Raw genomic sequence first — 24,564 nt, forward strand, 5'->3', positions numbered from 1 at the left:
CGACGGTGTCCCCATGAACGACCACCAGCAGCCGCTCGCCGCGGTGCCCGCCGCACAAGGTCTGTACGACCCGCAAAACGAACACGACGCCTGTGGCGTCGGCTTCGTCGCTCACATCAAGGGCAAGAAGAGCCACGAGATCATCCAGCAGGGTCTGAAGATCCTCGAGAATCTCGATCACCGTGGCGCGGTCGGCGCCGATCCGCTGATGGGCGACGGCGCGGGCATCCTGATCCAGATTCCGGACGCGTTCTATCGCGAGGAAATGGCGAAGCAGGGCGTGGACCTGCCGCCGGCCGGCGAATATGGGGTCGGCATGATCTTCCTGCCGAAGGAAAACGCATCGCGTCTCGCGTGCGAGCAGGAGCTCGAGCGGACGGTGAAGGCCGAAGGCCAGGTGGTGCTCGGCTGGCGCGACGTGCCGGTCGACCATGCGATGCCGATCTCGCCGACGGTCAAGGCGAGCGAGCCGCTGATCCGCCAGATCTTCATCGGCCGCGGCAAGGACATCATGGTGACGGACGCGCTCGAGCGGAAGCTGTACGTGATCCGCAAGACCGCGAGCCACCGCATCCAGGCGCTGAAGCTCAAGCACGGCAAGGAATACTTCGTGCCGTCGATGTCGGCGCGCACGATCGTCTACAAGGGGCTGCTGCTCGCGGGCCAGGTCGGCGTGTACTACCGCGACCTGCAGGACGCGCGCGTCGTGTCGGCGCTCGCGCTCGTGCACCAGCGCTTCTCGACCAACACGTTCCCGGCATGGGAACTGGCTCACCCGTACCGGATGATCGCGCACAACGGCGAGATCAACACCGTGAAGGGCAACGTGAACTGGCTGAACGCGCGTACCGGCGCGATCGCGTCGCACGTGCTCGCCGACGACCTGCCGAAGCTGTGGCCGCTGATCTACCCGGGCCAGTCGGATACCGCATCGTTCGACAACTGCCTCGAACTGCTGGTGATGGCCGGCTACCCGCTCGTGCATGCGGTGATGATGATGATCCCGGAAGCGTGGGAACAGCACACGCTGATGGACGAGAACCGCCGCGCGTTCTACGAATACCACGCCGCGATGATGGAGCCGTGGGACGGTCCGGCCGCGATCGCGTTCACCGACGGCCGCCAGATCGGCGCGACGCTCGACCGTAACGGCCTGCGCCCGGCGCGCTACATCGTGACCGACGACGACCTCGTCATCATGGCGTCGGAAGCCGGCACCCTGCCGATCCCCGAATCGAAGATCGTCAAGAAGTGGCGCCTGCAGCCGGGCAAGATGTTCCTGATCGACATGGAACACGGCCGCATCATCGACGACAAGGAACTGAAGGACAACCTCGCGAACGCGAAGCCGTACAAGAGCTGGATCGACGCGGTGCGCATCAAGCTCGACGAGATCGAGCCGAAGGCCGAGGAAGTCGCGGCCGGCCGCACGCAGGGCGCCGCGCTGCTCGACCGCCAGCAGGCGTTCGGCTATACGCAGGAAGACCTGAAGTTCCTGATGGCGCCGATGGCGCAGCAGGGCGAGGAAGCCGTCGGTTCGATGGGCAACGACTCGCCGCTCGCGGTGATGTCGAACAAGAACAAGACGCTCTATCACTACTTCAAGCAGCTGTTCGCGCAAGTTACGAACCCGCCGATCGACCCGATCCGCGAGAACATGGTGATGTCGCTCGTGTCGTTCATCGGCCCGAAGCCGAACCTGCTCGACACGAACAACATCAACCCGCCGATGCGTCTCGAAGTGTCGCAGCCGGTGCTCGACTTCAAGGACATCGCGAAGATCCGCGCGATCGACCAGTACACGGGCGGCAAGTTCAGCGCGTACGAACTGAACATCTGCTATCCGGTCGCCTGGGGCAAGGAAGGCATCGAGGCACGCCTCGCGTCGCTGTGCGCGGAAGCCGTCGACGCGGTGAAGTCGGGCTACAACATGCTGATCGTGTCGGACCGCAAGACGGACGCCGAGCACGTCGCGATTCCGGCGCTGCTCGCCACGTCGGCGATCCACACGCACCTCGTCCAGCAAGGGCTGCGCACGAGCACGGGCCTCGTCGTCGAGACGGGCTCCGCGCGTGAAACGCACCACTTCGCGCTGCTCGCGGGCTACGGCGCGGAAGCCGTGCACCCGTACCTCGCGATGGAAACGCTCGCGAAGATGGCCGAAGGCCTGCCGGGCGACCTGTCGCCGGAGAAGGCCGTCTACAACTTCACGAAGGCGGTCGGCAAGGGCCTGCAGAAGGTGATGTCGAAGATGGGCATCTCGACGTACATGTCGTACACGGGCGCGCAGATCTTCGAAGCGCTCGGCCTGTCGAGCGACCTCGTCGAGAAGTACTTCAAGGGCACGGCGTCGAAGGTCGGCGGCATCGGCCTGTTCGAAGTCGCGGAAGAGGCGATCCGCCTGCACCGCGACGCGTTCGGCGACAACCCGGTCCTGCGCGACATGCTCGACGCGGGCGGCGAGTACGCATACCGCGTGCGCGGCGAAGACCACATGTGGACGCCGGATTCGATCGCGAAGCTGCAGCACGCGACGCGCAGCAACTCGTACCAGACGTACAAGGAATACGCGCACCTGATCAACGACCAGACCAAGCGTCACATGACGTTCCGCGGCCTGTTCGAGTTCAAGGTCGAGCCGACCAAGGCGATCCCGATCGAAAACGTCGAGTCGGCGAAGGACATCGTCAAGCGCTTCGCGACGGGCGCGATGTCGCTCGGTTCGATCAGCACGGAAGCGCACGCAACCCTCGCGATCGCGATGAACCGGATCGGCGGCAAGTCGAACACCGGTGAAGGCGGTGAGGACGAGAAGCGCTATCGTAACGAACTGCGCGGCATTCCGATCAAGTCGGGCGAGACGCTGAAGTCGGTGATCGGCGATGAAATCGTCAGCGATATTCCGCTGCAGGACGGCGATTCGCTGCGCTCGAAGATCAAGCAGGTCGCGTCGGGCCGCTTCGGCGTCACCGCCGAGTACCTGGCATCGGCCGACCAGATCCAGATCAAGATGGCGCAGGGCGCTAAGCCGGGCGAAGGCGGCCAGCTGCCGGGCCACAAGGTGTCGGAATACATCGGCAAGCTGCGTTACTCGGTGCCGGGCGTCGGCCTGATCTCGCCGCCGCCGCACCACGACATCTACTCGATCGAGGATCTGGCGCAGCTGATCCACGACTTGAAGAACGTGAACCCGAGTGCGAGCATCTCGGTGAAGCTGGTGTCGGAAGTCGGCGTCGGCACGGTCGCGGCAGGTGTCGCGAAGGCGAAGGCCGATCACGTCGTGATCGCCGGCCATGACGGCGGCACGGGTGCGTCGCCGCTGTCGTCGGTCAAGCACGCAGGCACGCCGTGGGAACTCGGCCTCGCCGAAACGCAGCAGACGCTGGTGCTGAACCGCCTGCGCGGCCGCATCCGCGTGCAGGCCGACGGCCAGATGAAGACCGGCCGCGACGTCGTGATCGGCGCGCTGCTCGGCGCGGACGAATTCGGCTTCGCGACGGCGCCGCTCGTCGTCGAGGGCTGCATCATGATGCGCAAGTGCCACCTGAACACGTGCCCGGTCGGCGTCGCGACGCAGGATCCGGTGCTGCGTGCGAAGTTCAAGGGCCAGCCCGAGCACGTCGTGAACTACTTCTTCTTCGTCGCCGAGGAAGTGCGCGAGATCATGGCGCAGCTCGGCGTCGCGAAGTTCGACGACCTGATCGGCCGTGCCGACCTGCTCGACACCCGCAAGGGCATCGAGCACTGGAAGGCGAAGGGCCTCGACTTCTCGCGTGTGTTCTATCAGCCGGAAGAGTGCGAGGACGTTGCGCCGCGTCACGTGGACGTGCAGGATCACGGCCTCGAGCGCGCGCTCGACCACGTGCTGATCGAGAAGGCGAAGGCCGCGATCGAGAACGGCGAGCATGTGTCGTTCATCCAGCCGGTGCGCAACGTGAACCGGACGGTCGGCGCAATGCTGTCGGGCGTGATCGCGAAGAAGCACGGCCACGACGGCCTGGCCGACGACGCGGTGCACATCCAGCTGAAGGGCACGGCCGGCCAGAGCTTCGGCGCGTTCCTTGCGAAGGGCGTGACGCTCGACCTCGTCGGCGACGGCAACGACTACGTCGGCAAGGGCCTGTCGGGCGGCCGGATCATCATCCGCCCGACCAACGACTTCCGCGGCAAGTCCGAGGAAAACATCATCTGCGGCAACACGGTGATGTACGGTGCGATCGAAGGCGAATCGTTCTTCCGCGGTGTGGCGGGCGAGCGCTTCTGCGTGCGCAACTCGGGTGCGACGGCGGTCGTCGAAGGCACGGGCGACCACGGCTGCGAATACATGACGGGTGGCACGGTCGTCGTGCTCGGCGAGACCGGGCGCAACTTCGCGGCCGGCATGTCGGGCGGTCTCGCGTACATCTACGATCCGGAAGGCACGTTCGCGGCCAAGTGCAACAAGTCGATGGTCGCGCTCGAGCCGGTGCTGCAGCAGGCCGAGCAGGAGCGCACGGTCGACCGCGCGCTCTGGCACGAAGGCACGACGGACGAAGCGCTGCTCAAGGGGCTCGTCGAGCGTCATTTCCAGTTCACGGGTTCGCCGCGCGCGAAGTCGCTGCTGGAAAACTGGGACGCGGCGCGCCGCCAGTTCGTGAAGGTGTTCCCGCACGAATACAAGCGCGCGCTGGGCGAGATCGGTGCGAAAAAGGCGGCGAAGGAAGAACTGGCCGCCTGAGCGACGAACGACATAGCGAATGCCGCGCGCGCATGACTGCCGCGCGCGGCTCCCCCACCCGATACACCGAACAGAAGAGCACCTTATGGGCAAGGCAACCGGTTTTCTGGAGTTCGAACGCCGCCACGAGGCGTACGAAGCACCGCTCACGCGCGTGAAGCACTACAAGGAATTCGTCGCGGCACTGACCGACGCGGACGCGAAGGTCCAGGGCGCGCGCTGCATGGATTGCGGCATCCCGTTCTGCAACAACGGCTGCCCGGTCAACAACATCATTCCGGACTTCAACGATCTCGTTTACCGCCAGGACTGGCAGCAGGCGATCGAAGTCCTGCATTCGACCAACAACTTCCCGGAATTCACGGGCCGCATCTGCCCGGCACCGTGCGAGGCAGCGTGCACGCTCGGGATCAACAACGACCCGGTCGGCATCAAGTCGATCGAGCACGCGATCATCGACAAGGCCTGGGCGGAAGGCTGGGTGAAGCCGCTGCCGGCCGAGCACAAGACGGGCAAGAAGGTCGCGGTCGTCGGCTCGGGCCCCGCGGGCCTCGCCGCCGCGCAGCAGCTCGCGCGCGCGGGCCACGACGTGACGGTGTTCGAGAAGAACGATCGTGTCGGCGGCCTGCTGCGTTACGGGATCCCCGACTTCAAGCTCGAGAAGTGGCTGATCGACCGCCGCATGCGCCAGATGGAAGCGGAAGGCGTGACGTTCCGCACCAGCGTGTTCATCGGCAAGGATCCACTGCCCGAGTCGATCGGCAGCCTGGCAAAGGAAACCATCTCGCCGGAGACGCTGAAGGAAGAATTCGACGCGGTCGTGATCGCGGGCGGCTCGGAAACGCCGCGCGACCTGCCGGTGCCGGGCCGCGAACTCGCGGGCGTGCATTACGCGATGGACTTCCTGCCGCAGCAGAACCGTGTGAACGCGGGCGACAAGCTCGTCGACCAGCTGCTCGCGAAGGGCAAGCACGTGATCGTGATCGGTGGTGGCGACACGGGTTCGGACTGCGTCGGCACGTCGAACCGTCATGGCGCGAAGCAGGTCACGCAGTTCGAGCTGCTGCCGCAGCCGCCGGAAGAGGAAAACAAGCCGCTCGTGTGGCCGTACTGGCCGATCAAGCTGCGCACGTCGTCGTCGCATGAAGAAGGTTGCGAGCGCGACTGGGCGGTCGCGACGAAGCGTCTCGAAGGCAAGAACGGCAAGGTCGAGAAGCTGATCGCGGTGCGTGTCGAGTGGAAGGACGGCAAGATGCAGGAAGTGCCGGGCTCCGAGTTCGAAATGAAGGCCGACCTCGTGCTGCTCGCGATGGGCTTCACGCAGCCCGCGGCACCGGTGCTCGAGGCATTCGGCGTCGCGAAGGATGCGCGCGGCAATGCGCGTGCGGCGACCGAAGGCGATCGTTCGTACTACACGTCGGTCGACAAGGTGTTCGCGGCGGGCGACATGCGCCGCGGCCAGTCGCTCGTGGTGTGGGCGATCCGCGAAGGCCGCCAGTGCGCGCGCTCGGTCGATGCGTACCTGATGGGGCATTCGAACCTGCCGCGTTAAGCGCGGGTCGGTAGCCGTCGTAGAAACCGGGCGTCCGAAAGGGCGCCCGGTTTTTTTGTACGCGCGATTCGGTGACAGGCCGCGTGGGCGCTGCGCGTTCCGTATGCGGCCGGCGTATCGGTGCGTCTGCCACCGCGCCGGACATATCACGACTCTTCTCGGTATCGCGGTTTCACGATCCTGGTACCTCCGCATTTTCGCGAAGCGTCGCCTAATCTGGTCACATCCGGCCGCAATTTCCCGTCATCTCAAATCTTTCGTTTTGTAATGATCCTTGCAAATTGTCATATCATGTCGCCCCTCGGGCCGTGAAGCGAGCGGCCATCACATGTGACGACCCTATTTACAAGGATTCTGGATGGAAGCACTCGTGCAAGGGCTGATCGACGCCGTCAACGGCGTGTTGTGGAACTACGTGCTGATCGCGCTGCTGCTCGGCGTAGGCCTGTGGTTCACGTTGCGGTTCCGGATGATCCAGCTGAAGGCGCTGTTGCTCAGCGTGAAGCTGGTCGGCAGCAAGGGTGAGCCGGGCAGCATCTCGTCGTTCCAGGCGTTCGCGACCGGGCTCGCGAGCCGCGTGGGCACCGGCAACATCGCCGGCGTCGCGGTTGCGCTGACGGTTGGCGGTCCGGGCGCGATCTTCTGGATGTGGATGACGGCGCTCGTCGGGATGTCGTCCGCGTTCGTCGAGGCGACGCTCGCGCAGATCTTCAAGGTGTCGCACCCGGACGGCAGCTATCGCGGCGGCCCCGCGTACTACATCCAGACGGGCCTGCGCTCGCGCGGCTTCGGTGTGCTGTTCTCGCTGTCGCTGATCCTCGCGTTCGGCTTCGTGTTCAATGCGGTGCAGGCCAACGCGATCGCCGATGCATTCGACACGTCGTTCGGCTGGAGCCGCGCGAGCGTCGGTCTCGGGCTCGTGCTGCTGACCGCGCCGATCATCTTCGGCGGAATCCGCCGGATCGCGGCGGTTGCCCAGGTGATCGTGCCGCTGATGGCGATCGGCTACCTCGCGCTGGCGGTCTATGCGGTCGCGACACATATCGCGCTGGTGCCGGGCGTGATCGCGCTGATCGTGAAGAGCGCGTTCGGTCTCGAGCAGGCGGCGGGTGGCCTGACGGGCTATGCGGTTAGCCAAGCAGTTGCGATGGGTGTGAAGCGCGGGCTGTTCTCGAACGAGGCCGGCATGGGCAGCGCGCCGAATGCGGCGGCAACGGCCAGCACGCGGCATCCGGTCGTGCAGGGGCTGATCCAGATGCTCGGCGTGTTCGTCGACACGATCGTGATCTGCAGCGCGACCGCCTTCGTGATCCTGCTGTCGGGCCAGTACGAGCTGGGCACCGGCATGGAAGGCGCGGCGCTCACGCAGCGCTCGATCGCGAGCCACGTCGGCGACTGGGGCGGCATCTACATGGCGTTCGCGATCTTCTTCTTCGCGTACTCGTCGGTGATCGGCAACTACGCGTATGCGGAAGGCAACGTCGAATTCATCACGAAGCGGCGCGGCGTGCTGCCGCTGTTCCGCGTCGCGGTGCTCGCGATGGTGATGTTCGGCAGCGTCGGGCAACTGCCGCTCGTGTGGGCGATGGCCGATACGAGCATGGGGCTGATGGCGATCATCAACCTGATCGCGATCCTCGCGCTCGGCAAGTACGCGCACGCGGCATGGCGCGACTATCGCCGCCAGCGCGCGGAAGGCGTGGCTGATCCGGTGTTCACGCGCAACACGATTCCGGAACTCGCGAACGTGTTGCCGATCGACGTATGGGGCGAGCATGGCCCGCTGCCGCAGCGTCCGGTCGCGACTGATCCGACGCGCGTGCCGCGCGCGGTGGCGAGCGAGTCATGAACGGCGACCGGCTGCGCGTGTTCGTTGCGCTGATGCCCGATGCGGCATCGCGCGACGCGCTGCACGCGTTGCCGGTTACCCGGGGCGCGCGGCGTCCGCTGCCCGCTCAACTGCACGTGACGCTCGCGTTCGTCGGGGCGATCGAGCGGGTGTGCTGCGACGAACTGGCCGCGTGCCTGCCGGCGCTTGCGGCCGCGCATGCGCTGCCGTTGATGCCGGTCGAACGGATCGCATGGTGGCCGAGCCTGCCGCGCGCACGGCTGATCGTCGCGGAACTGGCCGCCGAGCCGGCGTGTGCGGCGTTGAATGCCGCGCTGTCGGCGAAGCTGCGCGAGCTCGGCGTGCCGGCCGACCGGCGGCCGTTCCGCCCGCATGTGACGCTCGCGCGGTTGCCGCACGATGCGGTCGGGCAGCCGGCGCATGGCGGTGCGGTGAAGCGGCCGGTCGCGCTGCGGTTCGACGCGCTCACGCTGTTCGAAAGCCGGCTGTCACATGAGGGCGTGTCGCATCGGCCGATCGTGTCGGCGCCAATTGCGCGGGCGGATGGCGAGGCGGCGGGTTGAGCCGTTGTGGCGAGACCTGGCGATGGCCCGCCGTCACCGTTGTCATGCCTCATGCGGGTGGATTGCTGCGCTTCGGTGACGTTGCGCGACGTTCGGCCTGCTACCCGTAGCGCGCGAGCGTCAACCCCGACAGATCGATCTCCGGTTCTCGCCCCGTGACGAGATCCGCCACCACCTTCCCCGACCCCATCGACATCGCCCAGCCCGTCGAGCCGTGGCCGACGTTCAGCCAGAGTCCGTCGATCCCGCTCGCGCCCAGCAGCGGCGGCCCGTCGGGCGTCATCGGCCGGCGGCCGACCCAGAAGCGTGCCGATGCCCGATCGGCCGCGTGCGGGAACCAGTCGTCGAGCACCTTCATCAGCGTATCGAGCGCCTGCTGGCGCAGCGCTGCGTGCCGGTTGCCGAGTTCCGCGGTACCCGCGACGCGCAGCGTCGGGCCGAAACGCGTGATCGCCGTCTTCAGCGATTCGTCCATCAGCGCGGCGTGCGGCGATTTTTCGTCGTCGACGACGGCGAGCGTCGCCGAGTAGCCCTTCACCGGATACAGCGGCACGTCGATGCCGTGCGGCCGCAGCAGGCCGGCGCTGTCGACGCCGAGCGCGACGACGATCGCATCGGCCGCAAGCCGCGCGTCGCGGTGCCGGCCGCCGGGGTTCGATGCGTGCGGATGCGGTCCGCCGTCCTCGTCGCCGTCGCCGTTGCCGACGATTCGCACGCCGCGCACCCGGCCGGCTTCAACGTCGAGCGCCTGCACTCCCGTGCGAAAGCGAAACGTCACGCCGTTGTTTTCGCACAGCGCTCGCAGTTCGCGCGTGAAGCGTGCGCAGTCGCCGGCTTCGTCGTCGGGCAGGTAGATGCCGCCGACGGGCGCCTGTCGTGCCCACCGCAAACCCGGCTCGATTGCCGTGCAGCCGGCCGCGTCGAGTTCGCGAAACGCGATGCCGGCGTCGCGCAGCACCTTCAGCGCGGGCTGCACCATCTCGACGTCGAACGCGCCGCGCAGCAGTTGCAGGTAGCCGCGGCTTGCGCCGTAGTCGAACGGATGGCTGTCGCGAAACGCATGCAGGCACGCGCGGCTGTAATACGCGATGCGTTGCATCCGCTGCTTGTTCACGCGGAACCGCTCGAATTCGCATTCGCGCAGCCAGCGCGCGATCCAGCGCCACTGCGCGGCGTCGAGCGTCGGCCGGAAAATCAGCGGCGAAGCGGGCTTGAACAGGTACTTGAGGATCTTGCCGGGCATCCCGGGCGCGGCCCATGGCGTCACGTAGCCGGGCGCGATCACGCCCGCGTTGCCGAGGCTCGTCGCCTGCGCGACATCGGACTCGCGCTCGATCACGGTGACGTCGCAGCCTGCTTCGCGCAGGTGCCAGGCGGTGGTGACGCCGATCACGCCGGCGCCGAGAACGATCACGTGCATGCGGTTTCCGGAACGAAGAGGCCGCTCACGACGCGACGGCCGGGTCGTCGACGAGCGACTTGCCGCGCGTTTCCGGCAGCACGAGCGCGGCGACGATCACGAGCAGGTAGCCGCCGCCCGCCACGAGGCCGATCGCCTTCACGAGCGACATCGACTGCGACAGCGAGCCGACGAGGATCGGGAAGAACGAACCGAGCCCGCGCCCGAGGTTGTAGCAGAAGCCTTGTCCCGAACCGCGGATCGCACCCGGATACAGCTCCGACAGGTACGCGCCGACGCCCGCGAAGATCCCCTGCACGACGATGCCGAGCGGGAAACCGAGCAGCAGCATCGCGGTGTCGGTGATCGGCAACATCGTGTACGCCATGCCGAGCGAGAACGAGCCGATCGCGAACAGGATGAACGACGCGCGGCGGCCGAGCCGGTCGGACAGGATCGCACCGACCACGTAGCCGACGAACGAGCCGACGATCAGCACGACGAGATAGCCGCTCGTGTTGAACACCGACAGGTGGCGGACGGTTTTCAGGTAGGTGGGCAGCCACGTCGTGATCGCGTAGTAGCCGCCGAGCATTCCGGTGCACAGCGCACTGCCGAACAGCGTCGCGCGCAGGTGCGGTGGCGAGAAGATCTCGAGGAAGTGGCCCGACACGCGACCTTCGTCGCGCGCGCGGCGGGTGGCCGTGTAAACGTCGGGATCGGTGACGTTGCGGCGGATGTACAGGATCCACAGCGCGGGCACGATGCCGATCCAGAAGCACGCGCGCCACGCGACCTGCTCGGGCAGCAGCGCGAAGAACGCCCAGTAGAGGATCGCGGCCGCGCCCCAACCGAACGACCAGCTGCTCTGCACGGTGCCGACCGCTTTCCCGCGGTGCTCGGGCGAGCGAATCGTCTCGGCCATCATGATCGTCACGACCGACCATTCGCCGCCGAAGCCGAAGCCCTGCAGCGTGCGCGTCGCGAGCAGTTGCCAGAACGAATGCGTGAAACCGGACAGGCAGGTGAACAGCGCGAAGGTCGCAATGGTCCACTGCAGCACGCGCACGCGGCCGTAGCGGTCGGCGAGGATGCCGGCGACCCAGCCGCCGAGCGCCGACGAGATCAGCGAGCTCGTCGCGATCATCCCGGCCTCGCTCTTCGTCATGCCCCAGGTGGCGATCAGCGTCGGGATCAGGAACGAATAGATCATGAAGTCGAACGCATCGACCGCGTAGCCGCCGAAGCCGGCGTACAGCGTCCTGCGTTCGCGCGTCGACAGTTCGTTGAACCACTGGAATGCCTGCATGCTTGCCGCCCCCTCTTTTGTCTCGTCTCGCGCTGCCGTCTGGCGGCTATTTTACGGGCGCGATGCGGGGTGCCAAAAAGGCGGGTGCGGGTGCGTGGCGGCGCAATGAACGGTGCGGGCGGTGGGCGTGCTTTCGGGGAAAGCGTGATGACCCGATCCGGTCGCGCTCGGGCGCCACGCAGGCCCGGGCAACGGTGTGACGGCCCGTGCGCCGGCACGGCGCACGCCCTTGCTTCAGAGCGTCAGGCCACCGTCGACATGAATGACCTGGCCGGTAATCTGTCGCGCGGCGTCCGACAGCAGGAACGCGATCAGCGCGGCGACGTCGTCGGGTTCGGCGATCCGGCCGAGCGGTGTCGCCTGTTCGGCCTGCACCCATGCGGCGGCGTTGCCGGCGCTCGGCCCATGGTCCTTGCGCGTGAAGCCGGGCGCGACCGCGTTGACGGTGATGCCGCGCGCGGCGAATTCGGCAGCGGCGGAGCGCACGAGCGATTCGAGCGCCGCCTTCGCCGCGGCGGTGGCCGCGAACGGTGCGTCGGCGCGGTAGCGGTGCGCGACGAACGAGCTGACCGCTACGATCCGCGGCGCCACCGACGCTTCGAGAAGCGGCCGCGCGCGGCCCGCGAGCGCGGAGAACGCGCCGGGCATCGCCGCGAAGGCGGACGCGAGCGCGTCCGAGGAAAGACCGGAAAGGGATTGCCGGGCGGCGAAGCCCGCGTTGGCGACCAGGTGATCGAGCCCGCCGAAGCGTGATGCGGTTGCATCGACGAGCGACGCGGCGACGCCCGGCTCGCCGAGATCGCCGGTGAGCGTGACGCATTCCGCGCCGGCCGCCGTGCACGCGTGGGCGACCTCGGCAAGCCGGGCGCGCGCCGCTTCGTCCGCGCCGCGCGCGTGCAGCGCCAGCGCGATGCCAGGCGCCGCGAGCCGCCGCGCGAGCGCCGCGCCGATCCCGGAACCCGCGCCGGTGATCAGCGCAATCCGTGCGATGTGCGCGGCGCGTGCGCTCAAGCCGCGACCTTGTCGCTGTCGTTCACGCGCTCGACGTTGATCGTGCCGACGTGGAACGCGGCCAGCGATTCGCGGTGCGCGATGCTGACGATCGCGGCCTTCGGCAGCCGTTCGGCGAACAGGTGGTACAGGCGCGCTTCGTTGTCGGCGTCGAGCGCGCTGGTCGCTTCGTCGAGGAACAGGAAGTCGGGCTTGTGCAGCAGTACGCGCGCGCCGGCCAAGCGCTGCTGTTCGCCCGGCGACAGCACGCGGGTCCAGTGCGCGGTCTCGTCGAGGCGGTCGACGTAATCCTCGAGGCGGCAAGCGCGCAGTGCGTCGCGGCAGGCTTCGTCGCTGAACGCGTCGGCCGTCGCCGGATAGGTGAGCGCGGCCTTCAGCGTGCCGATCGGCAGGTAGCTCGTTTGCGGCACGAACATCATCCGCGCGCCGACCGGCGCATCGATCGCGCCGTCGCCGAACGGCCACAGGCCCGCGAGCGCGCGCATGAACGTGCTCTTGCCGGAACCCGACTTGCCGATCACGAGCCAGCGCGAGCCGGGCTCGATCGTGACGCTGCCGATGGTCGCGAGCGCGTTGCCGTTCGGCAGCGCGAGCTTGAGCGACGACGTCGACAGCTTCGCATCGTCGACGTAGTGCAGGTTGATGCCGCCGTGCTCGGTCGCGGGCGACAGGCTTTCCTTCAGGTGCGACGTGCGCATCACGCGCTTGAATTCGCGCAGACGGTTGACGGTGGCGCGCCACTCGACGAGGGTCGAGTAACTGTTGATGAACCACGAGAATGAATCGCTGACGGTGCCGAACGCGGACGAGATCTGCATCAGCACACCGAACGAGAACGCGCCCGCGAAATAGCGCGGCGCGGCGACGACGAGCGGGAAGATGATCGCGATCTGCCCGTAGAAGCTCAGCACGAACGTGAGCCGCTTCGTGTACTTCATCACGCGCCACCAGTTGTCGCGGATGCGCATGAAGAGGTTTTGCGCGTTGCCGGTCTCGGTCTTCTCGCCGTCGTAGAACGCGATCTGCTCGGCGTTCTCGCGCACGCGGATCAGCCCGAAGCGGAAGTCGGCCTCGACGCGCTGTTGCTGGTAGTTGATCGATACGAGCGGATGGCCGACCTTCTGGATGATCAGCGAGCCGACCACCGCGTACAGTGCGGCCGCCCACACCATGTAGCCGGGGATCGCGATCGGCGTCGCGCCGAGCGAAATCGTCAGCGCGCCGGCGAGCGACCACAGGATCGTGATGAACGACACGAGCGTGACGACCGTCGACAGCAGGTCGAGCGACAGCGCGAGCGTGGTCGTCGCGAACGACTGGAGGTCGTCGGTGATCCGCTGGTCGGGGTTGTCGGCGAGGCGGTCACGCTCGATCCGGTAGAACGCGCGATCGCCGAGCCACTGGCCGAGAAAGCGGTCGGTGAGCCACTGGCGCCAGCGAAAGCCGAGCATCTGCCGCAAGTAGCGGCCGTACACGGCGAGGATGATGAAGGCGAACGCGAGCGCGGAGAATTGCATCAGCAGGTTCGGGAAGTCGTGGACGTCCTTCGACTGCAGCGCGTTGTAGAACTCCGCGTTCCATTTGTTCAGCCGGACGTTGATCCAGACCACGCAGAGGTTGATCGCGATGATCGTGACCAGCAGGCCCCACGCGATTTTCCATTCGGACGATACCCAGTAGGGCTTGATGAGGCTCCATGCGGATACCGGGCGCTCGTCCTGCGGCGCGTCGGAGGCGGAGCGGACGGGATCGATCGATTGGGTCATGTGCTTCCTGATGAGTAGCCGGCGCGCGGGCCGGGCGAAGCCGGGCGCGCGCCGCGATACGGCATGCCGGGACGCGGCGCCGACTGACGGCGGGCGTCCGGATGGTCGCCCGCGCGACTTAAACGGCACTTAAGGCCGGCGGTGACGCGGCAACCGGCCGCTCGCGCGGCCGGCCTGCGGGCATTGTGCCAGAGCGGCGCGGCACGACGGCGAATTTGCCGCAAGGGGGACAGTTTGCGGCGCTTTCCGCTTTTATGGTCTAATGGCCGACGACGAAACAGGGGTGCTTCGTGGCGCGGCCGGCAGATGTTCCGGACAGCGCGATGAGGCTGAGAAAGACCCTTCGCACCCGATCCGGGTAATACCGGCGAGGGAAGTTTCTGATCCCGCCGGGTCGCGCTGGCTGCCATCCCACATGGTCAGCGCCCTTGTCCCGCCCGGCCGGCCTTTGCTGCCGGTTTCGTCCTTTTGGGTACGCGCCTTGCGCGTTACGGAAGGAATGATGACCGCACAATCTTCAGTCTTTTGCATGGTTTCCGGCCCGATGCCGCGTGCGTTCGCATGCGGCGGCGCGTGCGCGTCGACGCTCGTCGTGCGTGCTCGTGCGGAGGGCGCGCGATGAACGCCCGGGATTCCCGACCCGATTTCGCGGTACTCGGCGGCGGCCTCGTCGGCCGCCTGATCGCCTGGCGGCTCGCACGCGACGGGCATCGCGTCGCGCTTTACGAGCGCGGCGGCCCGGACGGCGAGCAGTCGGCCGCGTGGATCGCGGCCGCGATGCTCGCGCCGCTCGCGGAGGCGGCGAGCGCGGAGCTGCTGATCACCGAGCTGGGCGCCGCGTCGCTTGCGCGCTGGCCGCAGTGGCTCGCGGAACTGCCCGAACCCGTCTTCTTCCAGCATCACGGCACGCTCGTCGTCTGGCATCACGCCGATCGCGCGGAGGCGCCGCTGTTCGAGCGGCGCGTGCGTGCGAATGCGCCGGCCGACCTGCTCGACCGCGGTTTCGTCACGCTCGCCGGCGCGCAGGTCGACGCGGCCGAGCCCGTGCTCGCGGGCCGCTTCGCGCGCGGCCTGCTGCTGCCGAACGAAGGCCAGCTCGACAATCGCCAGGCGCTGCGTGCGCTCGCGGCCGGCCTCGCCGAGCGCGGCGTCGACCTGCACTGGCACGTCACGATCGACGATGCGAACCTGCCCGCCGCGCATTTCACGATCGATTGCCGCGGGCTCGGCGCGAAACCCGCGCTGCCCGCGTTGCGCGGCATCCGCGGCGAAGTCGCGCGTGTGCACGCGCCCGGCATCGGGCTCACCCGGCCCGTGCGGCTGCTGCATCCGCGCTACCCGCTTTACATCGCACCGAAGCAGGACGATCTCTATGTGATCGGCGCGACCGAGGTGGAGGGCGAGGACATGTCGCCCGTCAGCGTGCGCTCCGCGCTCGAACTGCTGAGCGCGGCGTTCTCCGTGCATCCGGCGTTCGGCGAGGCGCGCATCCTCGAGCTCAATGCGCAGTGCCGGCCGACGCTGCCCGATCATCGCCCGGCGGTGATCTGGGACGGCGCGTCGACGCTCGCCGTCAACGGCCTGTACCGGCACGGCTTCATGATCGCGCCGGAAGTCGCGCACGCGGCGGTCGCGGTCGCCGAAGGCGCGCTCGGCGGCGCGTTCGGCGATGCCGATGCGTTCGCCGCGTGGCGCGACGCCGAGCGCTGGCCGGCGCTCCTTCATCACCGCAACGACGCGCGCCAGCCGGCCTGACGCGTGCTGCCGACCGAATTCGACGAAGCCTCATGGATATCCAGATCAATCAACAGAACCTGACGTTGCCCGACGGCGCCACGGTGGCCGACGCACTCGCCGCGTACGGCGCGCGTCCGCCGTATGCGGTCGCGCTGAACGGCGACTTCGTCGCGCGCACGCAGCACGCGGCGCGTGCACTCGCGGCGGGCGACAAGCTCGACGTCGTGCACCCGGTCGCGGGCGGCTGAGCGCCGCCGGTTCGTCCCCGCTCTTTCAGGAAAACGACATGAAGTCCCTCACCTCCGCCGACGCGTTGACGCTGTACGGCGAAACTTTCGCAAGCCGCGTGCTGCTCGGCACGTCGCGCTATCCGTCGCTGCAGTCGCTGTCCGATTCGATCGCCGCGTCGCGTCCCGGGATGGTGACGGTCGCGCTGCGCCGCCAGATGACGGGCGGCACGGCCGAAGCCGGCTTCTTCGACCTGCTCAAGCGTCACGCGGTGCCGCTGCTGCCGAACACGGCTGGCTGCCAGACCGTCGCAGAAGCCGTGACGACCGCGCACATGGCGCGCGAGGTCTTCGGCACCGACTGGATCAAGCTCGAACTGATCGGCGACGACTACACGCTGCAGCCCGATCCGGTCGGCCTGATCGAAGCGGCCGCGCAACTGGTCAAGGACGGTTTCAAGGTGCTGCCGTACTGCACCGAGGATCTGGTGATCGGCCGGCGCCTGCTCGACGTCGGCTGCGAGGCGCTGATGCCGTGGGGCGCGCCGATCGGCACGGGCAAGGGCGTCGTGAACCCGTACGGCCTGCGTGTGCTGCGCGAGCGGCTGCCTGACGTACCGCTGATCGTCGACGCGGGGCTCGGCGTGCCGTCGCATGCGTGCCAGGTGATGGAGTGGGGGTTCGACGGCGTGTTGCTGAACACCGCCGTGTCGCAGGCCACGCACCCCGAGATCATGGCGCGCGCGTTTGCGCAGGGCGTCGAGGCCGGCCGTGCCGCCTATCTCGCCGGGCCGATGGATGCGCGCGAGACCGCGCATGCGAGCACGCCGGTCGTCGGGATGCCGTTCTGGCACCAGGACGGAGGCGGCGCATGAGCGCGCGTTTCGCCGATGCATTCTGGCCGCCGGCCGACGAACTGGCCGAAGCGGCCGAACGGATTCGCGCGCGGCTCGGCGACTGGCCGCGCGGTGCTGCGCCGTGGCGGCTCTGCGTCGCGGTGCCCGATGTGCCGGCCGATGGCGACGTGCTGATCGTTTCGGCAGGCGACCGCGCCGCGCAGGCGCGCGCGTCGGCTGCGTCGCGGCCCGCGGCGCCCGGCGCGGTCGCGATCGAATTCGCCGAGCAGGGCGCGGTGCTTCACACGGCGGGCGCGCGCTACGCACTCGACGCCGCGCATCCGCTCGGAGACGACTGGATCGCGGCGCTCGCGGCGTTCCTCGATTGCGGCTTCGCGCCGATCGACGCGCTGGTGCTGGCGCTGGCCTGGCGCGACGGCGATGAAACGCGCGCCGCCGATGCGTGGCCGGTCGACGCCGCACAGTTCCCGCGTGTTGCCGGGCTGCCGGCCGCGCCCGAACCTGCGTTCGCGCCGTGCCCCGCGCAACTCGGCCTCTATCCGGTCGTGCCGGACGCCGAATGGGTCGAGCGCGTGCTCGATTGCGGCGTGCGAACCGTGCAACTGCGTGTGAAAGGCGCGACGCCGGATGTGATGCGGCGGGAAGTCGTCCGCTCGGTGGCGGCCGGGCGCCGCTATCCCGATGCGCGCGTGTTCATCAACGATCACTGGAAGATCGCCGCAGAAGAGGGTGCATACGGCGTTCATCTCGGCCAGGAAGACCTCGAAACGGCCGATCTGGCCGCGATCGCGCGCGCGGGCCTGCGGCTCGGACTTTCGAGCCACGGTTATTACGAAATATTGCGGGCGCTGCATGAGCGCCCGAGCTACCTTGCGCTCGGCCCCGTGTACGCGACCGCGACCAAGGCCGTTGCTGCGCCGCCACAGGGCCTCGCTCGGATCGCCCGCTATGCGCGCTTCGCGGGCGCCCGGGCGCCGCTCGTCGCGATCGGCGGGGTGGGGCTCGATGAGCTGCCAGCCGTGCTGGCAACGGGCGTCGGCAGTGTCGCGGTAGTCAGTGCGGTGACGGGCGCGACCGACTATCGGGCTACCATTGGTGCGTTGCGGCAATGTTTTCCCGGACAATTTGACAATCATTGACCGCAGGGCCCGGAACGGCTTCACGACATCATTCCAATGCAGGCCCTATAATTCGGCGTTCTGCGTAAAAGGACTGTCAGCTCCGTGAGCCCCACTCCTACCGAGACACTGCTGGAACTTCGCGACGTCGACTTTGGCTACGGCGACCGCCTCGTCCTGTCCAACCTGAACCTGCGCTTCGGGCGTGGGCAGGTTGTTGCGGTCATGGGCGGGTCGGGTTGCGGGAAGACGACCGTGCTGCGCCTGATCGGCGGCCTCGTGCGCGCACGCCGCGGCCAGGTGCTGTTCGACGGTGCCGATGTCGGCGCGCAAACGCGCGACGGCCTGTACGCGCTGCGCCGCAAGATGGGCATGCTGTTCCAGTTCGGCGCGCTGTTCACCGACATGTCGGTGTTCGAGAACGTCGCGTTCGCGCTGCGCGAGCACACCGACCTGCCCGAAGACCTGATCCGCGACCTCGTGCTGATGAAGCTCAACGCGGTCGGGCTGCGCGGCGCGCGCGACCTGATGCCGTCCGAGGTATCGGGCGGGATGGCGCGCCGCATCGCGCTGGCCCGCGCGATCGCGCTCGATCCGCAGCTCATCATGTACGACGAGCCGTTCGCGGGCCTCGATCCGATCTCGCTCGGCATCACCGCGAACCTGATCCGCACGCTGAACCAGGCGCTGGGCGCGACGTCGATCCTCGTCACGCACGACGTGCCGGAATCGTTCGCGATCGCCGACTACGTGTATTTCCTGGCCAACGGCGGCGTGCTCGCACAGGGCACGCCCGACGAGCTGCGCGCGTCGACCGATCCGAGCGTGCGGCAATTCATCGACGGCGCGCCGGACGGCCCGTTCAAATTTCATTACACGAGCCCGCCGCTCGCAGCGGATTTCGGGCTCGGCGGAGGGCGCGCATGATCAGCGCGATCGGACGTTACGTCATCGGCGGCCTCGAACGCGCGGGCTACGGCACGCGGCTGTTCGTGCGCCTCGTGCTGGAATTCTTCCCGCTGCTGCGCCGGCCGCGGCTGGTCACGAAGCAGATCCACTTCCTCGGCAACTATTCGTTCGTGATCATTGCCGTGTCGGGGCTGTTCGTCGGCTTCGTGCTCGGCCTGCAGGGCTATTACACGCTGAACCGCTACGGTTCCGAGCAGGCGCTCGGCCTGCTGGTCGCGTTGTCGCTCGTGCGTGAGCTCGGGCCGGTCGTCACCGCGCTGCTGTTCGCGGGCCGCGCGGGCACGTCGCTCACGGCCGAGATCGGTCTGATGAAAGCCGGCGAGCAGCTCACCGCGCTCGAGATGATGGCGGTGGATCCGATCAAGAACGTGATCGCGCCGCGCATGTGGGCCGGCATCATCGCGATGCCGCTGCTGGCGGCGATCTTCAACGCGGTCGGCGTGCTCGGCGGTTACGTGGTCGGCGTCGTGCTGATCGGTGTCGATCCGGGTGCGTTCTGGTCACAGATGCAGGGCGGGGTCGAAGTCTGGGCCGACGTCGGCAACGGCGTGATCAAGAGCATCGTGTTCGGGTTCGCCGTGACCTTCATTGCACTGTTTCAAGGGTATGAAGCGAAGCCCACGCCCGAGGGCGTGTCGCGCGCGACGACCAAGACGGTCGTGTTCGCGTCGCTCGCCGTACTCGGCCTTGATTTCCTGCTGACCGCGCTGATGTTCAGCTAAGCCTCAGCCAAGCCAAATTTTGGGATGACGATGAAAAAGACTGCTCTCGACTTCTGGGTCGGCCTGTTCGTGGTGGTGGGCTTCCTTGCGGTGCTGTTCCTGGCCCTGAAGGTCGGCAACATGAGCTCGCTGTCGTTTCAGCCGACCTATTCCGTGAGGATGAAATTCGACAATATCGGCGGGCTGAAGCCGCGCGCGGCCGTGAAGAGCGCGGGCGTCGTGGTCGGCCGCGTGAAGTCGATCGGCTTCGACACGAATACGTACCAGGCACTTGTCACGATCGATGTCGACGGCCAGTATCAGTTCCCGAAGGATTCGTCGGCGAAGATCCTGACGTCGGGCCTGCTCGGCGAGCAATATATCGGCCTCGATCCGGGCGGTGACACCGAAATGCTGAAGTCGGGCGATACGATCACGATGACGCAATCGGCGATCGTGCTCGAGAACCTGATCGGCCAGTTCCTGTACAGCAAGGCCGCCGATGCGGGCGGTGCGAAGCCGGCAGCCGGTGCGCCGGCCGCACCCGCACCGGTGGCGGTGCCGGCGTCGGCGGTGTCCGCCGCGTCCGGTTCGGCGGCCCAATAACCACACGAGAGAACAAGAGGGAATGACCATGCAGACGATCCGCATCAGGCAGGCCGCGCTGGCGGTAGCGGCAGTCGCCGCGTTGAGCGGCTGCGCGACCGTGCAGACGCCGACCAAGGGCGATCCGCTCGAAGGCTTCAACCGGTCGATGTACAAGTTCAACGACACGGTCGACACGTATGCGCTGAAGCCGGTCGCGAAGGGCTACCAGTACGTGGTGCCGCAGCCGGTGCGCGACAGCGTGACGAACTTCTTCTCGAACATCGGCGACGTCTACATCGCGGCGAACAACATCGTGCAGTTGCGGATTGCCGACGGCGTCGGCGACATCATGCGCGTCGTGATCAACACGGTGTTCGGCGTCGGCGGCCTGTTCGACGTCGCGACGATCGCGAAGCTGCCGAAGCACACGGCCGACTTCGGGATCACGATGGGCCGCTACGGCATGCCGTCGGGCCCGTACCTCGTGCTGCCGCTGCTCGGCCCGAGCACGCTGCGCGACACGGCGGGCCTGGGCGTCGACTACGTCGGCAACCCGCTGACCTACGTGAAGCCGGATGGCCTGAGCTGGGGCCTGTTCGGCGTCAACCTCGTCAACACGCGTTCGAACCTGCTCGGGGCGGGCGACGTGCTGGATGCCGCGGCGCTCGACAAGTATTCGTTCGTACGTAATGCGTACCTGCAACGCCGCCAGATGCTGATCAGCAATGCGCGCGGCGAGGCGGCCGCGACGTCGAGCAACGATGCGCTGCCGAAGTACGACCTGCCGGAAGACGGCGCGGCACCGGCGGCAGCCGGCGCGGCCGGTGCGGCGGGCGCAGCGGCGGTGGGCGGTGCAACGGCGCCGGCAGGCGCATCGGGCGCGGCGGTGGCCGCGCCGGCTTCGGGCACGGCCGAATCGCCGAACCCGGCCAGCGAAACGAACGTGCCGGCGATGCAGGTCGCACCGCCGTCGCCGGGCGGGTTCCGCTTCCCGAGCATCCGGCTGCACTGACGGATTTACATTCGTTACAGCCGGAAACGATTCAGTCGGTAGCGTGCGCGAACTTGCGCGTAAGCTACCTGCTCCAACCTCCGCATCGACTCATTCATGCAGGTCACTATGATGAAAAAACTGTTCCTGATCCCCGTTTTCGCGGCGCTGTTCTCGTTCGGCAGCGCAGCCCACGCGCAAGTCGACCAGTCGAATCCGCAGGCGCTGATCAAGACGGCGACGCAGCAGGTGCTCGACGAAGTCAAGCAGCAGACGATCAAGCAGGGCGACACCAACCGCATCATCACGATCGTCAACAAGGACATCCTGCCGTACACCGATTTCCGCCGCACCACGCAGCTCGCGATGGGCCGCAACTGGCGCACCGCGACGGCCGAGCAGCAGCAGCAGGTTCAGGAGCAGTTCAAGCTGCTGCTGATCCGCACGTACTCGGGCGCACTGGCGCAGCTGAAGCCGGACCAGCAGATCCAGTACCCGCCGTTCCGTGCCGATCCGGCCGATACCGATGTCGTGGTCAAGACGGTCGCGATGAACAACGGCCAGCCGGTCCAGATCGATTACCGCCTGTACAAGACGGCCGGCGGCTGGAAGGTGTATGACCTGAACGTGCTCGGCGCATGGCTGATCCAGACGTACCAGCAGCAGTTCAACGAAAAGATTCAGCAAAGCGGCGTGGATGGCCTGATCCAGTTCCTCACGCAGCGCAACCAGCAACTTGCCGCCGGCAAGCAAGCGTCGTGAGCGGCTTCGAAGCCGGCTCCTCGCTGACCGTCGCAAGCGCGAAGTCCGCGCTCGCGGACGGTCTTGCGCGCATCGGCGGAGGCGCGACCGCCGTCGATTGCGCGACGCTGACGCAGTTCGACTCGTCCGCGCTCGCCGTGCTGCTCGCATGGCAACGTGCCGCCAAAGCGCGCGGCGCGACCCTCGACATCCTCAATCTCCCCCCGAAGCTCGCCAGCCTCGCGCGCGCCTACGGCGTCGACACGCTCATCGAAGGCACCGGGCGACATTGACGCTGTCCGACCGGAGCCTGCCGCGCCGCCCGGCGCGCGCAAGCTTCAGGCCGCGTGCCGCCGGCACCGGCTCCCCCAGCCGGTTTGCCCTATAATCAAGCGTTTTGCGGGGCAGCCAATCGGCGTCCGGCCCCCATTTTCATTCGCAGCAAGCACAGAATAGGCGTCGCGGCCCTGGCGTCGCGCACAGTCATGTCAGCCATAGAAATCCGTCACGTCAAGAAGCGCTACAAGTCGCTTCAGGCGCTCAAGGGCGTCAGCCTGTCGGTCGAGGAAGGCGAGTTTTTCGGTCTGCTCGGCCCCAACGGCGCAGGCAAGACCACGCTCATCAGTATCCTCGCCGGGCTCGCCCGGGCCGACGAAGGCAGTATCTCGGTGCGCGGTCACGACGTCGTCAAGGACTTCCGTGGGGCGCGCCGCGCACTCGGCGTCGTGCCGCAGGAACTCGTGTTCGATCCGTTCTTCACCGTCCGCGAGACGCTGCGAATCCAGTCCGGCTATTTCGGGCTGCGCCGCAACGACGACTGGATCGACGAAGTGATGGCCAATCTCGACCTCACCGAGAAGGCCGATGCGAACATGCGCGCGCTGTCGGGCGGGATGAAGCGCCGCGTGCTGGTCGCGCAGGCGCTCGTGCACCGGCCGCCCGTGATCGTGCTCGACGAACCGACCGCCGGCGTCGACGTCGAATTGCGCCAGACGCTGTGGAAATTCATCTCGCGCCTGAACCGCGAAGGCCACACGATCGTGCTGACCACCCATTACCTCGAGGAAGCCGAGTCGCTGTGCGACCGCATCGCGATGCTGCGCCGTGGCGAAGTGGTCGCGCTCGACCGCACCGACGCGCTGCTGCGCCGCTTCGCGGGGCTGCAGCTCTACCTGCGCCTCGCGACCGGCGCGCTGCCGTCCGAGCTGCGCGGGCTGGAGTCCGACCCGGCCGCCCGCGCGCCGGGCGAGCACCTGCTGCGCCTGACGAGCTACGACGATGTCGAGCGCATCCTCGCACAATGCCGCGCGGCGGGCTGCACGTTCGACGAGATCGAGGTCCGCAAGGCCGACCTCGAGGATGTGTTCGTCCAGGTGATGAACGGGGCAGACGTTATCGAGGGATTGGCATGAGTGGTTTTCAAACGCTGTTCTACAAGGAACTGCTGCGTTTCTGGAAGGTGTCGTTCCAGACGGTGTGCGCGCCGATCGTTACCGCGCTGTTGTACCTGACGATCTTCGGCCACGCGCTGTCGGGCCGTGTCGAGGTGTATCCGGGCGTCGAGTACGTGAGCTTTCTCGTACCGGGCCTCGTGATGATGAGCGTGCTGCAGAATGCGTTCGCGAACAGCTCGTCGTCGCTGATCCAGTCGAAGATCACCGGCAACCTCGTGTTCATGCTGCTGCCGCCGCTGTCGTATCGCGACATCTTCGGCGCGTACGTGCTCGCGTCCGTGGTGCGCGGGCTCGCGGTCGGCGCGGGCGTGTTCGTCGTGACGATCTGGTTTGTCCCGATGCATTTCGCGGCGCCGCTGTTCATCATTGCGTTCGCGCTGCTCGGCTCGGCGATCCTCGGCACGCTCGGCCTGATCGCCGGGATCTGGGCCGAGAAGTTCGACCAGCTCGCCGCGTTCCAGAACTTCCTGATCATGCCGCTGACGTTCCTGTCCGGCGTGTTCTATTCGACGCACTCGCTGCCGCCCGTGTGGCGCGAGATCTCGCGTCTCAATCCGTTTTTCTACATGATCGACGGCTTCCGTTTCGGGTTCTTCGGCGCGTCCGACATCAACCCGTTCGCGAGCCTCGCGATCGTCACCGGTTTCTTCGTGCTGCTCGCGCTGATCGCGATGCGGCTGCTCGCGACCGGCTACAAACTGCGTCATTGATATCGACAGGCAGCGGCCGCCATCCGGGCGGCGCGCGCCGACAGGAGCCTTACACCATGTTGCCGACTCCCGAACAGGTCAAGCAATACATCGCCGGCGGTCTCGCCTGCACGCATCTGGAAGTCGAAGGCGACGGCCAGCATTTCTTCGCGACGATCGTGTCGGCGGCCTTCGAAGGCAAGCGGCCGATCCAGCGGCACCAGCTCGTCTATGCGGCGCTCGGCGATCGCATGAAACAGGAAATTCACGCGCTCAGCATGAAGACGCTGACGCCCGCCGAATGGCAGAACGCATAACCGGAAATC

At 67.3% G+C, this 24,564-nt stretch carries 20 protein-coding genes, 1 pseudogene and 1 riboswitch; of the genes and pseudogenes, 17 read left to right on the forward strand and 4 right to left on the reverse strand.

Annotated features, from left to right (window positions below; translation table 11 throughout):
• Nucleotides 1–13 precede the first annotated feature (13 nt).
• From C5O79_RS28835 to thpR, 4 genes are all read left to right on the forward strand, one after another.
• Complete coding sequence (locus C5O79_RS28835; RefSeq protein WP_122473509.1) at nt 14–4,717, forward strand: glutamate synthase-related protein; 4,704 nt, start codon at nt 14–16, stop codon at nt 4,715–4,717.
• Between the two features lie 85 nt (nt 4,718–4,802).
• A complete protein-coding gene (locus C5O79_RS28840) occupies nt 4,803–6,269 on the forward strand; it encodes a glutamate synthase subunit beta (protein ID WP_046544782.1) in 1,467 nt (488 codons plus the stop codon).
• 358 nt (nt 6,270–6,627) lie between these two features.
• Nucleotides 6,628–8,118, forward strand: coding sequence for a sodium:alanine symporter family protein (locus C5O79_RS28845; protein ID WP_046544783.1), 1,491 nt, complete (start codon nt 6,628–6,630; stop codon nt 8,116–8,118).
• Nucleotides 8,115–8,681 carry an RNA 2',3'-cyclic phosphodiesterase gene (gene thpR / locus C5O79_RS28850; RefSeq protein WP_047851547.1) on the forward strand — a complete coding sequence of 189 codons (567 nt, stop codon included), beginning with the start codon at nt 8,115–8,117 and terminating at the stop codon, nt 8,679–8,681. Before C5O79_RS28845 ends, thpR begins: the two co-directional genes overlap by 4 nt.
• 100 nt (nt 8,682–8,781) lie before the next feature.
• Here thpR and C5O79_RS28855 read toward each other — a convergent pair.
• From C5O79_RS28855 to C5O79_RS28870, 4 genes and pseudogenes are all read right to left on the reverse strand, one after another.
• Nucleotides 8,782–10,113, reverse strand: a pseudogene (locus C5O79_RS28855) (D-amino acid dehydrogenase); the annotation flags it as partial.
• 13 nt (nt 10,114–10,126) lie between these two features.
• On the reverse strand, nt 10,127–11,389 hold the full coding sequence (locus tag C5O79_RS28860; RefSeq protein WP_046544786.1) for an MFS transporter: 1,263 nt from the start codon (nt 11,387–11,389) through the stop codon (nt 10,127–10,129).
• Nucleotides 11,390–11,623: 234 nt separating this feature from the next.
• Nucleotides 11,624–12,400 carry an SDR family oxidoreductase gene (locus C5O79_RS28865; protein WP_122473510.1) on the reverse strand — a complete coding sequence of 259 codons (777 nt, stop codon included), beginning with the start codon at nt 12,398–12,400 and terminating at the stop codon, nt 11,624–11,626.
• On the reverse strand, nt 12,397–14,166 hold the full coding sequence (locus tag C5O79_RS28870; protein ID WP_046544788.1) for an ABC transporter ATP-binding protein/permease: 1,770 nt from the start codon (nt 14,164–14,166) through the stop codon (nt 12,397–12,399). Before C5O79_RS28870 ends, C5O79_RS28865 begins: the two co-directional genes overlap by 4 nt.
• Before the next feature lie 269 nt (nt 14,167–14,435).
• Nucleotides 14,436–14,559: riboswitch (TPP riboswitch) on the forward strand.
• Nucleotides 14,560–14,784: 225 nt separating this feature from the next.
• On the opposite strand from C5O79_RS28870, the gene C5O79_RS28880 reads away from it, so the two are divergent.
• The 13 genes from C5O79_RS28880 to C5O79_RS28940 all read left to right on the forward strand — a co-directional run bounded on the left by C5O79_RS28880 (nt 14,785) and on the right by C5O79_RS28940 (nt 24,555).
• Nucleotides 14,785–15,921: an FAD-dependent oxidoreductase gene (locus C5O79_RS28880; protein ID WP_122473511.1), complete on the forward strand. Its 1,137-nt coding sequence runs from the start codon at nt 14,785–14,787 to the stop codon at nt 15,919–15,921.
• A gap of 32 nt (nt 15,922–15,953) precedes the next feature.
• A complete protein-coding gene (gene thiS / locus C5O79_RS28885; protein ID WP_039366679.1) occupies nt 15,954–16,151 on the forward strand; it encodes a sulfur carrier protein ThiS in 198 nt (65 codons plus the stop codon).
• A gap of 38 nt (nt 16,152–16,189) precedes the next feature.
• Nucleotides 16,190–17,005 carry a thiazole synthase gene (locus C5O79_RS28890; protein WP_122473512.1) on the forward strand — a complete coding sequence of 272 codons (816 nt, stop codon included), beginning with the start codon at nt 16,190–16,192 and terminating at the stop codon, nt 17,003–17,005.
• The gene (thiE, locus tag C5O79_RS28895; RefSeq protein ID WP_122473513.1) at nt 17,002–18,126 is read left to right on the forward strand and encodes a thiamine phosphate synthase; all 1,125 of its coding nucleotides are present in this window, start codon (nt 17,002–17,004) and stop codon (nt 18,124–18,126) included. The genes C5O79_RS28890 and thiE overlap by 4 nt, the downstream gene beginning before the upstream one ends.
• 84 nt (nt 18,127–18,210) lie before the next feature.
• Entirely contained in the window at nt 18,211–19,032 is an 822-nt protein-coding gene (locus C5O79_RS28900; protein ID WP_006477138.1) for an ABC transporter ATP-binding protein, read from the forward strand.
• Nucleotides 19,029–19,796 carry a lipid asymmetry maintenance ABC transporter permease subunit MlaE gene (mlaE, locus tag C5O79_RS28905; protein ID WP_039366670.1) on the forward strand — a complete coding sequence of 256 codons (768 nt, stop codon included), beginning with the start codon at nt 19,029–19,031 and terminating at the stop codon, nt 19,794–19,796. The genes C5O79_RS28900 and mlaE overlap by 4 nt, the downstream gene beginning before the upstream one ends.
• Before the next feature lie 24 nt (nt 19,797–19,820).
• Nucleotides 19,821–20,381 carry an outer membrane lipid asymmetry maintenance protein MlaD gene (mlaD, locus tag C5O79_RS28910; protein ID WP_039366668.1) on the forward strand — a complete coding sequence of 187 codons (561 nt, stop codon included), beginning with the start codon at nt 19,821–19,823 and terminating at the stop codon, nt 20,379–20,381.
• Between the two features lie 28 nt (nt 20,382–20,409).
• The gene (locus C5O79_RS28915) at nt 20,410–21,375 is read left to right on the forward strand and encodes a VacJ family lipoprotein (RefSeq protein ID WP_046546273.1); all 966 of its coding nucleotides are present in this window, start codon (nt 20,410–20,412) and stop codon (nt 21,373–21,375) included.
• A 111-nt stretch (nt 21,376–21,486) separates the two neighbouring features.
• Entirely contained in the window at nt 21,487–22,116 is a 630-nt protein-coding gene (locus C5O79_RS28920) for an ABC transporter substrate-binding protein (protein ID WP_046546274.1), read from the forward strand.
• Nucleotides 22,113–22,388, forward strand: coding sequence for an STAS domain-containing protein (locus C5O79_RS28925; protein ID WP_039366665.1), 276 nt, complete (start codon nt 22,113–22,115; stop codon nt 22,386–22,388). The genes C5O79_RS28920 and C5O79_RS28925 overlap by 4 nt, the downstream gene beginning before the upstream one ends.
• Before the next feature lie 192 nt (nt 22,389–22,580).
• Nucleotides 22,581–23,507, forward strand: a complete 927-nt coding sequence (locus tag C5O79_RS28930; protein ID WP_011350722.1) for an ABC transporter ATP-binding protein — start codon at nt 22,581–22,583, stop codon at nt 23,505–23,507.
• Complete coding sequence (locus C5O79_RS28935) at nt 23,504–24,259, forward strand: ABC transporter permease (RefSeq protein WP_039366662.1); 756 nt, start codon at nt 23,504–23,506, stop codon at nt 24,257–24,259. Before C5O79_RS28930 ends, C5O79_RS28935 begins: the two co-directional genes overlap by 4 nt.
• A 56-nt stretch (nt 24,260–24,315) precedes the next feature.
• A complete protein-coding gene (locus C5O79_RS28940; protein ID WP_006477131.1) occupies nt 24,316–24,555 on the forward strand; it encodes a BolA family protein in 240 nt (79 codons plus the stop codon).
• The last annotated feature ends 9 nt before the right edge of the window (nt 24,556–24,564 follow it).

It is taken from the genome of Burkholderia sp. SRS-25, assembly GCF_004343765.1.
GTDB classification, from domain to species: Bacteria; Pseudomonadota; Gammaproteobacteria; order Burkholderiales; family Burkholderiaceae; genus Burkholderia; species Burkholderia contaminans.